The sequence below is a fragment of the Billgrantia sp. Q4P2 genome, assembly GCF_052806135.1.
In genome coordinates, this window is sequence record NZ_JBRBAI010000004.1 from 227,561 (window position 1) to 246,395 (window position 18,835).

Sequence of the window (18,835 nt, forward strand, 5' to 3'; positions counted from 1 at the left end):
TACAGGAAAATCACACCATGAAGGAGGCGCCGCAGCCACAGGTGGTGGTGGCATTGGGGTTCTGGACCAGGAAGCGTGCTCCGGCCAAGCCTTCCTCGTAGTCGACCGTGGAACCGACGAGGTACTGGTAGGAGAGTTCGTCGACGACCAGTGCCACCTCGCCGAACTCGATGAGGGTGTCGTCCTCGCTGGCCGAGTCGGCAAAGTCGAAGCCGTACTGGAAACCCGAACAGCCGCCCCCCGTCACGTAGACGCGAAGCTTGAGTTCGGGGTTGCCCTCTTCCTTGATGAGTGCCTGCAGCCGCTTCCTGGCCGCGTCGGAGAGCATCATGGGAGTGGGCATGAAGGTTTCAGCGCCGCTCATGGGCATCCTCCCCTGAGGAAACGCCGCTCAAATGGCTGCACGAGGGAATCGCTGTGTTGCGCGGTGCTCAAAATCCTCACCTATAACCCCATAGGTTCCGGTTCTTGCGCTCCGTGCGCCTTGCGTTTCATCTCGTTCGCCGATTTGTTCAGCATTTCCTTGAGCTGAATGAATGGGTAACAGGGGATTATCCCTAATCCCCAGTAAAAGGGTCAACTATTACCGGGGATGGGGATCCTTTGCCTCAGGGTCCAGGTCTCAGGGCATCAGGGCGGGAGCGTCAAGCCCGGCGTTCTCGGCGAAGCCGAACATCAGGTTGAGATTCTGCACTGCCTGGCCCGAGGCGCCCTTGACCAGATTGTCGATCACCGACAGCACCACCACCGTGTCGCCACCCGCGGGACGATGCACTGCCAGGCGGCAGACGTTGGCGCCCTTGACGCTGCGCGTCTCGGGGTGGCTGCCCGCGGGCATCACGTCGACGAAGGGTTCGCTTGCGTAGCGCGACTCGAAGAGCGCCTGCAGATCGCCCGGCTCGGCGGTCAGGTGCCCGTAGAGCGTGGCATGGATGCCCCGGATCATCGGCGTCAGATGCGGCACGAAGGTCAGGCCAACCGGCCCCCCCGCGGCATCGCACAGGCCTTGGCTGATTTCGGGCAAATGGCGGTGGCCGGAGGCACCGTAGGCTTTCATCGATTCACTGGCCTCGGCCAGCAGCGAAGGCACCTTGGCACCGCGGCCAGCGCCGGTCACGCCGGACTTGCAGTCGGCAATGAGGTGCCCGGCATCGATCAGCCCGGCCTCGAGCAGCGGCAGCAGCCCCAGTTGCACCGCCGTGGGATAGCAGCCGGGCACGGCGATCAGGCGTGCCTGGCGAATGCGCTCGCGGTGCATCTCGGGCAGGCCGTAGACGGCTTCTTCGAGCAGCTCCGGTGCGCCGTGCGGCTGGCCGTACCACTCCGACCACACCTCGGCGTCGCGCAGGCGGAAGTCAGCAGAGAGATCGATCACCCGGGTGCCCTGGGCGAGCAGCTCACCGGCCAGGGCGTGGGCGACACCGTGCGGAGTGGCGAAGAACACCGCGTCGCAGGCGCCCAGGCGGTGCGGGTCGGGTTCGCTGAAGGCCAGGTCGTCGTAGTGGCCGCGCAGGTTGGGGTACATGTCGCACACGCGCATGCCGGCCTCGGAGCGCGAGGTGATCGCGTCGACCTCGACCTCTGGGTGCTGGGCCAGCAGCCTGAGCAGCTCGACGCCGGTATAACCGGTGCCGCCGACGATTCCGACCTTGATCACAACGCGACTCCTTCGAAGTTAGCCTGGCTTGGGGCGGTCGCCAACGGGACCGTCCTGTCAGGATATGATACACAAGAGAAGGGGCGGCGACTCAACCGCCGTGACATCGTATTCCCGGAACCGTTTGCACAGGAATCAAGCCGTGCCGCGCCTCTCGTTTCCCACTTTCAGCCTGGAAGGTTTTCGTCGCAAGCTGGCCAGCGTCGATGCCCTGCCCCAGCTTTGCGTACTGGGGGTCATCTCCGGGCTCGTGACCGGTGCCGTAATGGTCGCCTTCCGGCTATTGCTCGAACTGGGAGGCGTACTGTTCATGCCCGATGGCAACCACGAGGCCTTCGAGGGGTTGCCGCCAGAGGTGCGCGCAAGTCTGCCGCTCGTCGCCGTGGTGCTGATCGGCATCTTCCTCTGGCGCCAGCCGGCGGCGGCACGCAAGCTGGGTGTTGGACACGTCATCGAACGCCTCACTTACCATCAAGGGCGTTTCCCCCTGCGCAACTGGATCAATCAATGGTGGGTGGGTGTCACGACGGTGCTTGGCGGGTTGTCCGCCGGCCGCGAGGGGCCGGCGATCCATCTCGGTGCGGCCGCGGCCAGCGGTCTGGGCCAACGGCTGCGCCTGCCGCACAACAGCCTGCGGGTACTGGTGGCCTGTGGCACGGCGGCGGGTATCTCGGCCTCGTTCAATACGCCGATCGCCGGGGTCATCTTCGCCATGGAAGTGGTGATGATGGAGTACACCATCGCCGGCTTCATGCCGGTGATCCTGGCCTCTACCATGGGCGCCCTGGTGGCCATGCTGATCTACGGTTCCGAGCCGGCGTTCCAGGTGCCCAGCGTCAGCCTCGGTTCGCTGGCCAACCTGCCCTGGATCGTGGTCACGGCACTGTTCATCGGCCTGCTGGCCGGGCTCTTCATTCACGTGGCGCGAAGCGAGCGTATCGCCGGTCTGCCGGTCGTGCTGCGCCTGACCCTGGTGGCCCTGGCCACGGCAGCGGTGGCGTGGTGGTATCCCGACGTTCAGGGCATCGGCTACGACAGCCTGGATGCTTCGCTGGCTGGCAACCTGACCGTCGACGTGCTGCTGGCGCTGGTGGTGGCCAAGCTGTTGCTGACGGCCATTACCGTGGCAAGCAAAATTCCCATCGGCATCATTGGCCCGGTGCTGGTGGTCGGGGCGGCGGCCGGCGCCTTGGCCGACCTGATAGGGGCCTGGCTATTTCCCCAGATGGGCACGGAACCCGGTTTCTACGCCATGCTCGGTATGGCAGCGATGATGGGGGCCGTATTGCAGGCACCGCTGGCCGCACTGATGGCACTGCTGGAGCTGACCCATAACCCCAATATCATCCTTCCGGGCATGCTGGCGGTGGTGGTCTCGGGGCTGACGGCCCGCCAGCTGTGTCGCTGCGATGGCTTCTTCATCAGCGTGACCCGACATGGCCTGCATCCGCTGCAGCAGCCGCTGATGCAGGCGCTCTCGCGGGTCTCGGTGCCGGCGGTGATGGAGCGCAGCTTCGTGACCACGCCGCGCATGGTGACCCGCGACCAGGCCCGTGCGTTGCTCGATGCCAAGCCGGCCTGGATCCTGATCCTTCGCTCCACCGGCGACAAGCCGACCCTGGCGCTGAAGGCGGCCGACTTGGCCCGCGCTCTGATCGATGAGCAGGAACTGGAGGAGATCACCACCGAGGAGGCACTGATCGACCTGCTCGAGGTGCCGGGGCTGCGCCTGGAGATGGCCCCGATTCACTTGCAGGCGACCCTGTCGGAAGCCTTCGAGCAGCTCAACGACCAGGCCGTCGACGCCCTATACGTGGAGTACGGGCAGCGTCCGAAGCACAAACGGATTTCCGGTATCATCACTCGCGGTGCGATCGAACGTTACTATTCGCTAAAGTGAGCTCGCTTTACTGCTCGGTCGTTGCCACGACCGTGCCGTCACCACCCTCTCGGGAGAAAGCATGTACCTCTGGATCAAGGCCCTGCACATCGTGGCCGTCGTGACCTGGTTTGCCGCGCTGTTCTACCTGCCGCGCCTGTATGTCTACCATGCCATGGCGCGCGACCGCGGGGAGCAGCAGGCCATCGACACCTTCAGTGTGATGGAGCGCAAGCTCTATCGTGGCATCATGACCCCGTCGATGATTGCGGTGATCGTGTTCGGGGGCTGGCTGCTCTACCTCATGCCCCATTGGCTCGGCATGGGGTGGATGCACGTCAAGCTGCTGCTGGTGTTGCTGCTGGTAGCCTACCACCACGTCTGCCTGGTCTACCTCAAGCAGTTCGCCGCGGGCCGTTGCCAGCGCAGCCACGTGTTCTTCCGCTGGTTCAACGAATTGCCGGTGATCGCGCTGCTCGCCATCGTGATCCTGGCCGTGCTCAAGCCTTTCTGATCATGTCACCGCCAGGAACGATGCAGAATCCACCAGTGGTATTGGTATTGGCCGGTCACGACCCCACGGGTGGGGCGGGCCTCACCGCCGACGGCGAGGCGATCTCTGCCTGTGGTGGTTGGGCCCTGACGGTGCCGACGGCGCTGACGGTGCAGGACTGCCACGATGTGCAGCGGGTGGTGCCGGTGCCCGCGAACCTGATCCGCGAGATGGCGGCGCGACTCGTGTCACTTCGCCCGGCGGCGATCAAGGTCGGGCTGTTGGCCAGCCCCGAGACGCTCGATGCCGTAGTGGAAATCGTCAAGGCGCATCCAGAGCTGCCGGTAGTGGTCGATCCGGTGCTCAAGGCCGGGGGGGGAAAGGAGTTATCCACAGCCACTTTGGTCGATGCCTTTCGTGCGCGACTGCTTCCCCTTGTGGATATCCTGACGCCCAATCGTCTCGAGCTGTCGCGCCTTGCTGGGCCGCAGGCCCAGGATGACCAGGCGCGTGCCCAGCGCTTGCTGTCGCTCGGTTGTCGCGCCGTGCTGGTGACCGGAAGTGACGACCCCGAGGCCGGCGTGCCCACCGACGAGGTCGAGCTGGTGCTGTACGATGACGAAGGACGCTTCGCCTGGCGTTGGCCGCGGCTGGCAGGCAGCTTCCACGGCTCGGGTTGTACCCTGGCCGCCGCGCTGGCAGCGCGACTTGCCGCCGGTGAGTCGCTGCGCTCTGCCTGTGAACAGGCTCAGCGCTTTACCTGGCAGGCTCTGGACAATGCCTGGCAGCCGGGCAGTGGGCAGGCGCTGCCACGCCGTACGGCTTTTCCGGATACCCAGCGCGATTCGACGCAGGGCGTGACCCAGGCCCGTTGCATGAGCGAAGATCACCGTATCTTCACCGGTGATTCCAAGGTTATCCAAGAAGTTATCCACAGACCGGGCAGCGTGAGCCTGGCACCTCCCATGACGGGGCCAAATCCTTCTCATGACAGCAATGAGGCTTACATGACCACTTCCGCAACGCTCTTCGAACAGGCTTGTCGCCATATCCCCGGCGGCGTCAACTCCCCCGTGCGTGCCTTCAAGGGGCTTCACCGGCCCCCGGTGTTCATCGAGCGGGCCCAGGGTGCCTATCTGTTCGACGTGGAAGGCAATCGCTACGTCGACTATGTCGGCTCCTGGGGGCCGATGATCACCGGTCATGCCGATCCGGACGTGCTTGGCGCAGTGCGCAGCCGGCTCGACCACGGGCTCTCGTTCGGTACGCCGACGGCGATCGAGACCACCATGGCCGACCTGATCTGCGAAATGATCCCGTCGATCGAACTGGTGCGCATGGTCAACTCGGGCACCGAGGCCACCATGTCCGCCATTCGCCTAGCGCGAGGCTTCACCGGGCGCGACAAGATCGTCAAGTTCGAGGGCAACTATCACGGCCACTCCGATTCGCTGCTGGTCAAGGCCGGTTCCGGCGCACTGACCCATGGTGAGCCCAGCTCACCTGGCGTTCCCGCCTCCCTGGCCGAGCACACCATCACCCTGTCCTACAACGACATCGATGCGGTGGAGGCCTGCTTCGAGGAAATCGGCAGCGAGATCGCCTGCATCATCGTCGAGCCGGTCGCTGGCAACATGAACTGCATTCCACCGCAGCCCGGCTTCCTCGAGACTCTGCGCCAGGTTTGCACCGAGTACGGTAGTGTGCTGATCTTTGATGAAGTGATGACCGGTTTTCGTGTTGCCATGGGGGGGGCCCAGGCTCACTACGGCATCGAACCCGACTTGACCTGCCTGGGCAAGATCGTCGGCGGTGGCATGCCGGTGGGGGCCTTCGGTGGCAAACGCGCGATCATGGAGAATATCTCGCCGTTGGGGCCTGTCTATCAGGCGGGGACGCTCTCGGGCAATCCGCTGGCCATGGCGGCGGGTATTGCCTTGCTCACCAAGCTGCGTGAGCCCGGCTTCCATGATGCCCTGGCGCAGCGCGTGGAGACGCTATGCCACGGACTGCAGGAACGCGCCGATGCCGCTGGTGTCGACATGATCACCCAGCGTGCCGGTGGCATGTTCGGGCTGTTCTTCACCGGGCAGTCCCGGGTCGACAACTTCGCCCAGGCCACGGCCTGCGATGCCGATGCCTTCCGCCGCTTCTTTGCGGCCATGCTCGACGAAGGTGTCTACCTGGCACCTTCGGCGTACGAGGCGGGCTTCATGTCCAGCGCCCACACCCCCGAAGACATTCAATGGACGCTGGATGCCGCCGAGAAGGCCTTCGCCCTGGTGCGCCAGCCTTGACGAGACTCAACTGCCACGAGGAGTGAACATGGACGCCACTTCAGCGACTTGCACCATGTCTCCATCCACTGCCCTCAGCCTGGATGAACTGATCGATTCGCTGGTGGCGTCCCATCGTGCCTTCGTCGACGACCTCCCTTATGTGGCCTCTTCCTGCTGCCTGGCGGCGACCCGTTCGCTGGTAGAGGATGAGGTGAGCGTGCTCGATGCCCGCCTGACGGGGGAAGAGGATCGGCATCGTCTGCATGGCCTGCGGGAATGGCTGGATCAAGAACTGGTGCGACTCGAGCCGTGGTTCCTCGAACGTGGCGAACCGCGCCCGAGCTGGGTCGTCGGTCGTCAGGTCATGGCGTTGTGTGATCGACAGCGCCTCATCATGGCCAATGCGCTTGATCTTGAAGCCTCGGATCCGCTGGCCAAGCGCTGCCTGGACCCGGGCTTCGACCTGGTATCGCTGCTGGTGGGCCTGTACGTGCGCGACGAGACGCGATTGGCCCATTACGCGCTGGATCGCTACCTGCGGTTGTCGGGCGATTACTCCCTGACGCGTCTCATCTCGGTGTTTGCGGTATGCCGTTCGCTCGCGGGTGCCCGTCGTGCGCTGCAGCGCTGGGAGTCGGGTCGTGAACCGGCGTTTCGTGTCGCCGAGATCATGACCGAGTGCCGGCGCTATCTCGACCTGGCCGAACGGGCCGCGAATTTCCGCTTCCCCCCACTGATCATCGGCGTCGGCGTGTCCGGCAGCGGCAAGAGCCGCTTCATGGCCGAGATCGTCGAACGGTTGGGTGCCGTGAGGCTGTGCTCGGATGCCGAGCGGCGGCGTCTCTTCGGTATTTCTCCACAGGGGGTGGTACAAGAACCGTCTGTGGATATCTTCAGTTCGAAGACCACCGAGCGTACCTACCATCGCCTGGCCAGCCTGGCTGGGCTTCTGCTCAACGCCGGCATTCCCACCTGTATCGACGCGACCTGCCTGACACGCGGCCAGCGCAAGCTATTGTGCCAGCAGGGCGAGGCACGCGGCCTGCCAGTGCTCCTCGTCAGCTTCGAGGCCGACGACGAAACCTTGCGAGCGCGTATCGTCAAGCGCGCCAAGCGGCAGGGAGCCGATCCGGCAACGAGCCTCGACGTGCTCAACCGGCAACAGTTGCTGTTCGAAGGCTTCAGTGACGATGAGCGTCCTCATCTGCTGCACCTCGATACCGTTGCTGACAACGCCACTGACACGCTGGCAATGCTGATCCAGCAGCGGGTGTTTGCTGGCTGAAAAAACGCTCATGTTGCGGTTGGCGATGGCCATGAAGCGGCAACTCTGGCTTCCAGATAATTGCCAGGCTGCCCAGTTTCTTTAGTGTAAAGAACCCGATACTTGAATGTATATACCGTAAGCCAATGAGTAAAAAGGGCTTATTCGGTACGAAGCTTTTTGCTCCATTGCTACTGTCAATATGGCGATACCTTCCTTCCTTGTTCCCGCCCCTTTGCGCGCAAATAGTAACTTTCGTTTACACTTTATTAACAATTAAGTGGCTGATTATTATGAGAACTTCTCTCTCATGGCATAAATAGTGCCATATGTTAACGGACCGTTAGCCATAGCTTTACGTCAGGAAAAGAAAAAGGGATCAGGAGGAAAATTCCTGGGAAGAGTCCGGGCGAAAAGGGTGAGCTGACTGGTCATGTTTTGGAAGCACTCATCATGCATGATAGGGAGAAGAGTCATGAAAAAGCATTATGTCATTGCAGGGTCATCGCTGTTGGCGCTGGCGCTGGCCGTTTCGAATGCGCACGCCAACCCAAGTTCCGGTGCGGCCGAAAACGTGGATCAGCAAGTGAACTCTGCTGCGGTGGCCGTTGGTGGCAGTGGCGGTAGCAGCTATGGCGGCAATGGTGGCAGCGGTGGCAGCAGCAACAGCTCCTCCGGTTCCGGCGCCTGGAACAATGCCAGCGAGATGGATGATGGTGCCGATGCCGGGAGTGAGGCCGAGATCTCTGCCAACAGCAACGCGACCAGCGGTGCCGGGGACGGCGGGGCCGGTGGCATGGGTGGCGCCGGTGGTGCCGCCGGGGCCGGCGGCGATGCCTGGGCCATGAGCGAGTCCTACAACACCAGCACCAGCGTGGTGGCGATCCAGGACCTGCGCTCCACGGTAACCGGTTCGCGCATCAACATTACCGCCGGTGACGGGGCGGCTGGCGGTTCCGGCAGCAGCGGTGGCGATGCCTTGGGTGTGAGCGCCGGTGTGGGGGTCGGTGGCGCCGGCGGCGATGGCACCGGCGGTGCCGGTGGACGCTCCGTGGCAGTCGGTGGCGATGGCGCCGATGGCGGGGATGGTGCCGGTATCGGCCTGGGGCTGGGCGTTGGGGCTGGCCAGGGCGGAGATGCCGACGCCAACAACGGTAGCGGCGGTGCCGGCAGCAGCTCCTATGGCGGTATTGCAGGTACCGGTACCTGGGCTGAAGACGATGCAGGAGGCGGCAACAGCTCGTCGGCAGGCGGCAGCAGCGGCGGCGATGCCACTGCCTCGCCCAGTGTCGCTGGTGGTACTGGCGGAGCCGGAAGCGGCACCGGCACAGGTACCGGCTCAGGTACTGGCACCGGCGGTGCAGGCGGCGCGGGAGGTGATGCCATGGCAGGTGCCGGCGGCAGCTCTACCGGCAACGGCGGCGGTGGCGGTGGCGGCACCGGTACCGGTGGCGAAGCCCATGCCTATGCCGGCAACGGTGGCAATGGCGGCAACGGTGGCAACGGCGGCAATGCCTCGCTCGTCACCGGTGGGGCTTCCATGGCGGCAGGCGCCGGTACCTTCGGCGGCATTGCCAACATGAACCTCTCCACTGGCATCTACAACTCGCAGCTGGCAGGTACCAACGTGGCGGCGCATAGCAACGTCAACATCGGCAACTGATGACTGGCTTGCGCTAAGCGTGAGGGTCGGTAGCGAGGCTACCGACCCTTCCTTGGCCCATCGACGAAGCAGTGGAAGAGGGAGCGGTGCCATGAAGCGTATCGGTCGAGCAGTATGTACTGCGCTGGCGGTCGGCTTGAGCCTTGCCAGCCCGCTGTTGATGGCAGGGGACGAGACGACGACGGAGTTCGATGCATTACATCGCATCGAGGTAAGTGAATTGGAAAGCGTTACCGGAAGGGAAGGATTCCGCGATCTGGTCAACGTGCAAAGTATCCAGAACATGGAAGCCGTGGCCAAGGGGGCCTCGTTTACCGCCGACACGATCGTGTCGGGCAATATCACGATCGAAGCCAACGCCATGGACAGGATCTCCGGCATTACCCTGATGAACCTCATGACTGGACATGCCAATGCGGTCTCGACGGGGGTCAGCATCAGCATTTATGCGCCGCAGTAGGGCGAAAACGATGGGGGTGAAGAATGGCCAGTACCATGCGGTGGCTGGGCGTATCGTTGGCCTGTGTCGTGATGGGCGTATCGGCTTTTCCGCTGCAGGCGGGAACGGTAGCGATTGCGCTCAACGGTGGCTTCGGCTCCGTGACGGTCCCTGCCAGGAGCCATCACGAGATGCGCTGGGACGGCGTCGTCGCACAGCAGTACGACTACAGCTGCGGGGCGGCGGCGGTGGCGACACTGCTGACCCATCATTACGGCCGACCCACCACGGAGGCCGAGGTCTTCGAGGCAATGATTCATAACGGTGAGGTGGAGCAGATCAAGGAGCAAGGCTTCTCCATGCTCGACATGAAGCGCTACCTCGACGCCCAGGGGCTGAATTCGGACGGTTTCCGGGTAGGGCTCGACGATCTTGAGCGCATCGGCGTTCCTGCCATCACTTTGATCAACACCGGGGGCTATCGGCACTTCGTGGTGATCAAGGGAATGGATTCGGGCAACGTGCTGGTTGGCGACCCTGCCGTGGGCACCGTGGCGGTGCCCAGGGAGCATTTCGAATCGATCTGGAGTGGCCTGGTACTGGGCGCACGCGCCGAGACGGACATTGCCAAGGCCAACTTCAACCATGAGCGCGACTGGCAGATTCGGCCATCGGCTCCTATCGGCAGCGGAATCGACCGTGCCGATGTGGCCTCGATGCTGCTGCAACTGCCGGCGATCAACGAACTGGGGCGATGAGCATGAGCGCATGCCGGACCACCGAGCAACTGGCTATCGGTCGCCAGCGAGACACTGCCAAGCGGCGCTGCACCGGGTCGACACTCTGCCGGATGTGCATGGTGTCGCTATGGATGGCCAGCGCCTCGCTGCAGGCCTCCGATTTTGCCTACCTGGAGCCACTCGAGGAGGCGGAGCTGGAGGCGTTGAGGGGGGGCTTTGAGATCGCAGGGATCGATATGAGCTTCGGGGCCACACTGCAGACCCTGATCGACAATGTGCGGATGGACACCGTTTTCGTCATCAATCGGGCGGGGGCGGATGTCGTTTCCCAGACGATCACCCAGCACGACCTCATCGATGGCCAGGTCGTCAGTCGGGTAGGGAAGGGGAGCGACCACACCATCGTGGAACTGACGCCAGACGGCATCAACCTGGCCGGGATGAAGGACTTTGCCGGCCTGGTAGTGAACGACAGCAAGGGTTTCACCTCGGTGTTCCACACGGTGACCAAGAACGCCATCCTCGGCAGCGTGGTCAGCGATGCCTCGGAGCGAGACATTCAGCAACAGCTCAATATCGGCGTGCAGGTGAACAACCTGCCTGCGCTGCGTGCGGCGCAGCAACGCCACACCATCCTGGAGTCCCTGGCGCGTTAAGCGAGAAGGGCTCTCCAGCAGAGGATCGGTGAGATGCACCGATCCTCGCTCCTGCCTCAGAATGCATTGGTACCGAACGGCACTCGCAGCGTCAGTACGGTATTGGGGGCATCGTCGGTGACGCCGAGTTCGAGGCCGAGGTTGACCGAGACATCCGGATTGAGCTGGTAGGACCAGCCCAGCAGCAGCGAACCGATATTCAGCGTACGGGAACTCTGTGTCGCTCTGCCATTATCGCCGAAGTACTCGGTCTTGGTCTTGCCGATGAAATCGTTCTTGAAGCCCAGGGTGAAGGAGGCCCGGGGGTTGATGGCGTAGGCCATGCCGAAGCTGAGCCGCACCGCATCGCCGGGATCGACCTCGCCGATCCAGAGATCCTCGGTGATCTGCTGGTTGACGTCGTCGCTCATGTTGTAGAGATAGCCGAGGTTGGCGAAGAAGACCGCCGGGTCGGAGGGCAAGAGCGCGGTAATGCTGGGCTCGATGGCATGAAAGCCGGAGCCGGTGGCCAGCTCCTGCTCGATACCGTCGGAGTCGCGGGCGATATCGAAGGGGCCATCTCCGGTGACGCTCTTGTAGCGCAGGTTGCCGACGAAGAAGGGCCAGCCGTTCTGTCCGCGGTTGAGCTGGTAGCGTGCGGTGACTTCGATATCCCCCAGGCCATTGCCCGACAGATCGCGATCGATGTCGAAGCTGTCATCTCCTACCGTGGGCACGGTGGCCCGCAGGGTGTCGTCGCGATAGACGTAGGGCACCTTGAGCTCCATCTCGAGCCGGTCGGTGACGCCCAGGCGGCCGGTGAGAGAGGCGGTCCAGATATCCCGCTCGGCTTCCTCGGCGCTGAAGACCCCGATCAGCAGGGTGCTGAGTATCTCGATGCCGCGAAAGGTCAGGCGGTTGACCCCTGAATGGGAATATTGCAGCGAGGGCTCGATCACCAGGCGACCGCGAGGCGTCAACACCCCGCCGATGTCGGCGATGGCCTGGACTTCAGGCTGTTGGGGAGGGGCCTCGACAGGGGCCTGCCCCACGGGTGACGTGATGCCGCCCGGGGCCGTGGTTTCCTGGGCGACCACGGCATGGGACAGGGCCAGGCCCAGTGCAGTGGGGAACAGCAAGGCATGCATTCTAGTCATGATTATTTCCCTTGATTGGCCTGGTTCCGGGGAACCGTTGTGATTAGTGTCGATCGTCGATGCGCTGAATGTCGTACTTGTCCATCAGGCGATACAGCGTGACGCGAGAGACCCCCATCTCCCGCGATGTACGTGCGATGTTGTGGCGGTTTCGCTTCAGTGCCCGAGTGATGGTGTTGCGTTCTGCTTGCTCACGGATCTGCTCCAATGATGGTGGTTGGTTCGGCTTGTCTGGGTTGCCGAGGGGAATGTCCTCGGCCTCGATATAGGGAGGGTTCGACATGAGCATGGCGCGACATACCGTGTTCATCAGTTCGCGGATGTTTCCCGGCCAGTCGTGACCCTGCAGGAGCGCCATGGCTTGGGGGCTGAAACCCACCAGGCCGGAGGGTTTGTACTGCTTGAACTGTTCGAAGAAGAGCTCGACGAGCGGCTCGATGTCCTGCTTTCTCTCTCGCAGCGGCGGTAGCCTGATCTCGAGTACGTTCAAGCGATAGAAAAGGTCCAGTCTGAAACGCCCCTCCTCCACAAGCGTCGGGACATGCCGGTTCGTGGCGGCAACGATGCGTACGTCTACCTTGGTTTCCTTGTGGCTCCCCAGTCGGGAAATGCTGCGACTCTCGATGAAGCGCAGGAAGGTTGCCTGCAGGTCGTAGGGTAGCTCGCTGATTTCATCCAGAAACAGCGTGCCCCCGGCAGCAGCCTCGATCTTGCCCATGCGACGACAATGCGCATCCGTGAAAGCCCCCTTCTCGAAGCCGAACAGTTCGGATTGGATGAGATTGGGCGGGATGGCACCGCAGTTGACCGCAACGAAAGGGGCGTGGGCGCGAGAAGAAAGTTCATGGATGGCTCTGGCAGCCAGTTCCTTACCAGTGCCCGATTCGCCGGTGATGAAAACGGGAGCATCGACTCCAGCCAGGATGTGAATCTGCTCAATGACCCTGCGCATGCATGGTGTGCTGCTGACCATGCTCTTGTTGGACACATGCAGGATCGCCTTCTTGTTGGCAACGGTAGCAATGGCATGTTGCCTGGCGATGTGGAACAACAGGCAGGACAGGCTTGGCAAGTCGTCTTGTACATGAACGCTGTGAAACATCCGGACTAGAGCAGGCCGAACACTGGGATCCTTGACTTGCCGGGGACCGGCCAAGGCTACCCACTCGAACCCGCTGTCGAGAATGAGCTTTTCAAGCTCCAGCAGAAAAGGCGGTTCCACATCCAGGAGCTGAATGATGCCGGCATCGAAATCTTTCTTCTCCGTGGCATGCCAAGCTGCCTGACAATCCTCGACAAGCGTCACAATGCAACCTTGCTCGTTTAGTGCCGCCATCATCTTGGTCGAACGGCCAGAAATTGGATCCAACAGCAGTACGTTGAGGGGCGTTTCCATGACGGGTATCCCTATGGGTGCACTCCGGCGTTACCCTTTTCCTCGTTTGGGTCAGTGCCTCGCCTCTCTCTTGTAGCTGGGGGGAACGCTAAACAGGTTCCGCCTGGCCCAGTTCATGGCCTGGAGCCGGTTATGTACCTTGATTTTCCTGAATATGTTGTAGAGATGGGATTTTACGGTATGTTCGCTGACGAACAATTTTTCGGCGATCTCCGAATTGGTTGCCCCCGTGCCGAGAAGTCCGATGATTTCAAGCTCACGCTGCGTCAGTCCACAGGCCGGGCGGTATGAATTCATCTGTTGACGACGCAGGAGTTGGATCATGCGTGACATCAAGGTACGCGACATCCATAGGCTGCCACTGCGAAGCGCCTCGATTCCCTTGCAAATCAGGTCCACGCTGTCGTTGCGGTAGAAGATGCCTTGCAGATTGAGCGAAGAGAGTAGCTCGACGGCGTGGCCTTCATCACGCACGTTGAATGCAGCAAGGCTGATATGCTCCTTGCCATCTGCCGCGGTCTGCCACTGCTGCATGTTCGCCTCACTCAAGTGATCCAGGTCGAGAATCACCAGAACGAGTTCACCTTCGTCCAAGGCAGGCATGTCCTCGGTGTTGAAAGCGATGACCTCATGGTTCAACTGTTGTTGCAGATGTTCAATGAATAGCTTTGACTGGGGGTTGATAGCGGTTACCAGGTAAATTTGGAAGTCCATGCTTGTCATGTTTCCTCTCCCTTTTTATTCGCATTCCTGAATGTAAAGAAACGTAAACAATGAGGTGTATTATGGAGTCTCAGACATAAAGCGGAGATGTGTTAATAGTTATTTTTCATTAAAAAAACTCTAGTTATTCCAAACCAACATATGTCGATTTATAGGAATTTCCCGTGAGCAGATGAATTATTCTGTTCGTTTTTCATCTTTTAAATTTCCAATAATAATCAATTAAATCAATAGATTGCTTCATGGCATGGACTCTGAATCGCCGTTAGTAACAGAAAGTTTCCATTCACCTTTCTCCAAGGACCACGCCTCTCACTGAGCGGGATGTGGCCGGTAATCCATGGTGGGTAGCAGGTCCTGCACCTCAAAATGTAACCAACACGTTACACAAGCATTAACAAGAAGCATTGATTATCTGTTTAAAATCAATGACTTACTCTTTTGGTATGAAGCTTGCCTGTGAGTACGGTGCGGGAAGGAGGCCTTATGAGTATTCCCAGTCGCAGCAAGTCATCCAGAAGGAGAACGGTCAGTGGGTGGTTCGGTGTGAAATGCATCGGCTTGACCGGTGCAGTGTTTCTCAGCGGCACGCGCATGCTGGCGGCTGCGCAAGGCGGACCTTTCAGTCGCCAGTGTCGGCTGAAAGCGCTTCGGTCAGCAGTGGCAATGCTCTGCACGTACCAGGTGGCACCGAACTCGAGGCGTACACGCTGGATGGCAACCGTGGACGCTGTGCCTCAATACGAACCTGACCTTTCGCTTGCCCTGCCAGATGTGAGCGAAGCCCTTCCTGCGGGAGGTTTATTTCGTCGAAGCACGGAGTTCCCCCTCGACAGCCATGTCGAGGGGGCCCAAGCTCATGCCGAGGTGAACGGATAGGAGGCTTCCTCAGTACTCCTGTCCAGGCCATGCTTCTCTATCAGGCGATAGAGCGTTACTCGTGAGACCCCCAGCTCTTCGGCGGCTTTCTTTACCTTCTGCTTGTTGCGACCCAAGGCTCGAAGCAAGGCTTCTCGCTCGGCACAGTTGCGTGCTTCCTCGAGGGTGACGACGTTGCGGCTGGATGTGCGTCGTTCGAGCCCCAGGTCCGATGGCTTGATCAAGCGCTGTTCGCACATGACCATGGCACGACGCACCCGGTTGATGAGTTCACGAATGTTCCCCGGCCAGTGGTACTGTTGCATGAGCACCAGGGCCTCCTGGCTGAAGCCTCGCACTTTCATGGATTTGTCTTCGATGAACTTGTCGAAGAAGAACTTGGCCAGGATTTCGATATCTTCCTGGCGCTCCCTCAACGGCGGAAGATTGACTTGCAGAACATTGAGCCGATGATAGAGATCCTCACGGAAGCGCCCCTCCTCGACAGCCTTCTCGAGATCCACGTGCGTCGCTGACAACACGCGCACGTCGACGTGAATCTCGTCAAGCGCGCCAATGCGCTGGATCGTCTTCTCCTCCAGGAATCGCAGCAGGTTGACCTGGAGCTCCAGGGTCAGGTCGCCGATTTCATCGAGGAACAGGGTGCCCCCGGCGGCGGCTTCGATCTGGCCGATCTTCTGCTGGCTGGCCCCGGTGAAGGCTCCCTTCTCATGGCCGAATAGCTCCGACTGAATCAGGTTGCTGGGCAGGGCGCCGCAGTTCACGGCAACGAAAGGCGCCGAGGCGCGATGGGAGCGTTCATGAATGGCCCGGGCGGCAAGTTCCTTGCCCGTGCCCGACTCACCGCTGATGAATACCGGTGCCTCGACGGAGGCTACCCGACGTATGGTGTCGAAAACCTTGCGCATGGCCGGCACGGTGCCGACCATCTCGAATTCGGCTTCCCTGGGCTGCTGGGCAGCGGCTTCCTCCACCCTGAGCCGCTTCATGGCCATTGCATGCTGCATGAGGCAGTCGATCTGGTCGACATCGACCGGCTCCGCCTGATAGGCCATGAAGAGGCTTCCCAAGGCCTTGCACAGTAAAGGATCGTCCAGCTCGGGTTCGTGTATCAGCGCCATCCACTCCACTTGTGAGCGGATGATCAGCTTTTCCATCCCTTTCAGGTCATTGGCGTTCGCCGGATGCAGATAAAAAATACCTGCATCATGATCATCTGTTTCCAGCAGGGCTTGCGCCTGTGCCAGGCTGCAGGCCGTACTGATACGCCATCCCCTTTTCTCCATACTTGCAACGAATTCTTGCTGACCACTTTCCAGGGAGCCCATCATCAAGAGTGTTGCCTTGTTTTCCATGTGTTGCTCGTCCCTTTCGAATCCTTCGATGGTAAAGCCAATTTTGTTTCCTTTCTTTTACACTTTATGTGCGCGCCCAATTTGCTGATTTTATTGTGATAAAGGTTTATTTTCTTTGTCTTTCTTCAATAGACCAATCTGACCGATGCAGTTTCTTGAATTGCTAATTTAAAATGGCAAGATTCAGGTGGATGCAGATAGCGATAGGTCTACCGCTTGGAGCCGCGACGTAGTGCTGCTTCCCTGCGCGGGCAAGTTGTAAAGATAGGTTACAGGGAGGATATGGACAAGCCTGATGCACACAGTCATGCGCACGTTCTGTTACTCGTTTTATATTGTGCTCCACCTGCCTAATTGGCAGGTGATGGCGGTTCAGCCTGATGCTTGCCTCGTGTAACATGACATGGTGGAAAACCCAGCATGAGGAACCGTCGTGTCCCCCAACGATGAGCTAGTCCTGGCCAGCGCTAATCCCGGCAAGATCAGGGAGTTCGGCCAGCTTTTCGCGGCCCTTGGTCTGCGGATCCGACCCCAGTCCGAATTCGGCGTGGCAGACGTCGAGGAAACCGGGCTCACCTTCGTCGAGAATGCCTTGCTCAAGGCGCGTGAGGCCAGTCGGATCAGCGGCTTGCCGGCACTCGCCGACGATTCCGGGCTCGAGGTCGATGCGCTCTTGGGGCAGCCGGGCATCTACTCGGCCCGCTATGCGGGTGAGCCCAAGAGCGATGCGCGCAACAATGCCAAGCTGCTGGAGGCGTTGAGCGCGGTATCCGGGAGTGCCCGTAGCGCGCGCTACTGGTGTGCCCTGGTCTACTTGCGCCATGCCGACGATCCGGTGCCGCTGATCGTCCAGCGCAGTTGGGAAGGGGAAATCCTCGAGCAGCCTCGCGGAGAGGGTGGGTTCGGCTATGATCCACTGTTCTGGCTTCCCTCGTTGGGCAAGAGCGTCGCCGAGCTGGGTGCCGAGGAGAAGAACCGTCTCAGTCATCGTGGGCGGGCTCTCGAGGGCATGCTGTCGGCTCTGCGCGAGATGACCCAGCGCTGATGGCCGGTTTGCCCCGAATTGCGGCGTTGGCGCTTCCTCCCCTGGCGCTCTATGTGCACGTGCCCTGGTGCGTGCGCAAGTGCCCCTACTGCGATTTCAATTCCCATGGCGTGGGCCGGGGAGCGGTGCTGCCGGAAGAGGAATACCTGGCCGCCCTGCTCGATGACCTCGATGCCGACCTGCCGCTGGCCGCCGGTCGGCCACTTGCCAGCGTCTTCATCGGCGGCGGTACGCCGAGCCTGATGTCGGCCGGGTTCTATGCGCGTTTCTTTGACGAGCTGGCACAGCGTCTGCCATGTGCCGAGGATATCGAGATCACCCTGGAGGCCAATCCCGGCACCTTGGAGCGTGGGCGCTTCCGTGGCTATCGCGAGGCCGGGATCAACCGGCTGTCGCTCGGCGTGCAGAGCTTTCAAACGGCACAGCTTGCGGCCTTGGGGCGTATTCACAGCGGTGACGATGCCGTGGCTGCGGTGGAGGAAGCGCGAGCCGCCGGCTTCGACAACCTCAACCTCGACCTGATGCATGGCCTGCCAGGCCAGACACCCGAGCTGGCGCTGGCTGATCTGGAGCGGGCCCTGGCGCTCGAGCCCGAGCACCTCTCCTGGTACCAGCTGACGCTCGAGCCCAACACCGAGTTCCACACCCGACCGCCCGTGCTGCCGGAAGAGGAGACCCTGTGGGACATCCAGGACCTGGGTCACGAGCGGCTCGAGGCGGCGGGTCTTTCACGCTATGAGATATCTGCCTATGCGCGGACTGGCCGACGCTCCCGGCACAATCTCAACTACTGGCGTTTCGGCGACTACCTGGGCATCGGTGCCGGCAGTCATGGCAAGCTGAGCGTCTTCGACGATTCGGGCCGGCTGCACATCGAGCGACGCTGGAAGGCGCGCCAGCCTGAATCCTACCTGCGCCGTCGCCGCGATCCGCGAGGTTTCGTTGCCGGCAGCAGTTGGGTCAGCGACGACGAGCTGCCCCTGGAGTTCGCCATGAACGCCCTGCGCCTCGTCGAAGGTGTGGCCATGGCCGACTGGCAGGCCCACACCGGGCGCCCGCTCCCGATGCTTGACGAGCGCCTCGAAGCGGCGCGCAATAAAGGACTTCTCGTGGAAGATGCGCAAAGACTTCAGGCTTCGCCCCAAGGTCTATTATTCTTGAACGAACTGCTGGCGCTCGTGAGTGAGCCCAGTACAGAATAATCTCGTTACCCCTGATACGGAGATCGTCC

16 protein-coding genes and 1 pseudogene are annotated in these 18,835 nt (G+C 61.3%); 11 read left to right on the forward strand and 6 right to left on the reverse strand.

Features of this window, described 5'->3' with window-relative positions; all coding sequences use genetic code 11:
* Positions 1–10: 10 nt before the first annotated feature.
* Together erpA and argC are read right to left on the reverse strand one after the other, a co-directional pair.
* Positions 11–364 (reverse strand): iron-sulfur cluster insertion protein ErpA, encoded by a 354-nt coding sequence (gene erpA / locus ACUY1T_RS08950; RefSeq protein ID WP_446021977.1) that lies wholly within the window; start codon positions 362–364, stop codon positions 11–13.
* Between the two features lie 258 nt (positions 365–622).
* Positions 623–1,657, reverse strand: coding sequence for an N-acetyl-gamma-glutamyl-phosphate reductase (gene argC, locus ACUY1T_RS08955; RefSeq protein ID WP_446021979.1), 1,035 nt, complete (start codon positions 1,655–1,657; stop codon positions 623–625).
* A 142-nt stretch (positions 1,658–1,799) separates the two neighbouring features.
* On the opposite strand from argC, the gene ACUY1T_RS08960 reads away from it, so the two are divergent.
* The 9 genes and pseudogenes from ACUY1T_RS08960 to ACUY1T_RS09000 all read left to right on the forward strand — a co-directional run bounded on the left by ACUY1T_RS08960 (position 1,800) and on the right by ACUY1T_RS09000 (position 11,070).
* Positions 1,800–3,557, forward strand: a complete 1,758-nt coding sequence (locus tag ACUY1T_RS08960; protein WP_446021981.1) for a chloride channel protein — start codon at positions 1,800–1,802, stop codon at positions 3,555–3,557.
* A 61-nt stretch (positions 3,558–3,618) separates the two neighbouring features.
* Positions 3,619–4,050, forward strand: coding sequence for a protoporphyrinogen oxidase HemJ (hemJ, locus tag ACUY1T_RS08965; RefSeq protein ID WP_446021983.1), 432 nt, complete (start codon positions 3,619–3,621; stop codon positions 4,048–4,050).
* Between the two features lie 20 nt (positions 4,051–4,070).
* Positions 4,071–4,847, forward strand: a pseudogene (gene thiD / locus ACUY1T_RS08970) (bifunctional hydroxymethylpyrimidine kinase/phosphomethylpyrimidine kinase); the annotation flags it as partial.
* Positions 4,848–5,036: 189 nt separating this feature from the next.
* Positions 5,037–6,326, forward strand: coding sequence for a glutamate-1-semialdehyde 2,1-aminomutase (gene hemL, locus ACUY1T_RS08975; protein ID WP_446022441.1), 1,290 nt, complete (start codon positions 5,037–5,039; stop codon positions 6,324–6,326).
* Positions 6,327–6,354: 28 nt separating this feature from the next.
* On the forward strand, positions 6,355–7,593 hold the full coding sequence (locus tag ACUY1T_RS08980) for an AAA family ATPase (protein ID WP_446021985.1): 1,239 nt from the start codon (positions 6,355–6,357) through the stop codon (positions 7,591–7,593).
* Between the two features lie 454 nt (positions 7,594–8,047).
* Positions 8,048–9,235: a hypothetical protein gene (locus ACUY1T_RS08985; protein WP_446021987.1), complete on the forward strand. Its 1,188-nt coding sequence runs from the start codon at positions 8,048–8,050 to the stop codon at positions 9,233–9,235.
* Positions 9,236–9,326: 91 nt separating this feature from the next.
* Positions 9,327–9,695: a hypothetical protein gene (locus tag ACUY1T_RS08990; protein ID WP_446021989.1), complete on the forward strand. Its 369-nt coding sequence runs from the start codon at positions 9,327–9,329 to the stop codon at positions 9,693–9,695.
* Between the two features lie 23 nt (positions 9,696–9,718).
* Positions 9,719–10,432: a C39 family peptidase gene (locus tag ACUY1T_RS08995; RefSeq protein ID WP_446021991.1), complete on the forward strand. Its 714-nt coding sequence runs from the start codon at positions 9,719–9,721 to the stop codon at positions 10,430–10,432.
* The gene (locus ACUY1T_RS09000) at positions 10,429–11,070 is read left to right on the forward strand and encodes a hypothetical protein (RefSeq protein WP_446021993.1); all 642 of its coding nucleotides are present in this window, start codon (positions 10,429–10,431) and stop codon (positions 11,068–11,070) included. Before ACUY1T_RS08995 ends, ACUY1T_RS09000 begins: the two co-directional genes overlap by 4 nt.
* A gap of 56 nt (positions 11,071–11,126) precedes the next feature.
* Here the strand turns inward: ACUY1T_RS09000 and ACUY1T_RS09005 are convergent, their stop codons facing one another.
* The 4 genes from ACUY1T_RS09005 to ACUY1T_RS09020 form a co-directional block, all read right to left on the reverse strand.
* The gene (locus ACUY1T_RS09005) at positions 11,127–12,206 is read right to left on the reverse strand and encodes a transporter (RefSeq protein ID WP_446021995.1); all 1,080 of its coding nucleotides are present in this window, start codon (positions 12,204–12,206) and stop codon (positions 11,127–11,129) included.
* A 43-nt stretch (positions 12,207–12,249) separates the two neighbouring features.
* Positions 12,250–13,602 carry a sigma-54 interaction domain-containing protein gene (locus ACUY1T_RS09010; RefSeq protein ID WP_446021996.1) on the reverse strand — a complete coding sequence of 451 codons (1,353 nt, stop codon included), beginning with the start codon at positions 13,600–13,602 and terminating at the stop codon, positions 12,250–12,252.
* A 51-nt stretch (positions 13,603–13,653) separates the two neighbouring features.
* The gene (locus ACUY1T_RS09015) at positions 13,654–14,325 is read right to left on the reverse strand and encodes a LuxR C-terminal-related transcriptional regulator (protein WP_446021998.1); all 672 of its coding nucleotides are present in this window, start codon (positions 14,323–14,325) and stop codon (positions 13,654–13,656) included.
* A gap of 857 nt (positions 14,326–15,182) precedes the next feature.
* Positions 15,183–16,559, reverse strand: a complete 1,377-nt coding sequence (locus tag ACUY1T_RS09020) for a sigma 54-interacting transcriptional regulator (protein WP_446022000.1) — start codon at positions 16,557–16,559, stop codon at positions 15,183–15,185.
* 433 nt (positions 16,560–16,992) lie between these two features.
* Here ACUY1T_RS09020 and rdgB point away from each other — a divergent pair, with 433 nt between their 5' ends.
* A complete protein-coding gene (rdgB, locus tag ACUY1T_RS09025; RefSeq protein ID WP_446022002.1) occupies positions 16,993–17,604 on the forward strand; it encodes an RdgB/HAM1 family non-canonical purine NTP pyrophosphatase in 612 nt (203 codons plus the stop codon).
* Positions 17,604–18,806, forward strand: coding sequence for a radical SAM family heme chaperone HemW (gene hemW / locus ACUY1T_RS09030; RefSeq protein WP_446022004.1), 1,203 nt, complete (start codon positions 17,604–17,606; stop codon positions 18,804–18,806). Before rdgB ends, hemW begins: the two co-directional genes overlap by 1 nt.
* The last annotated feature ends 29 nt before the right edge of the window (positions 18,807–18,835 follow it).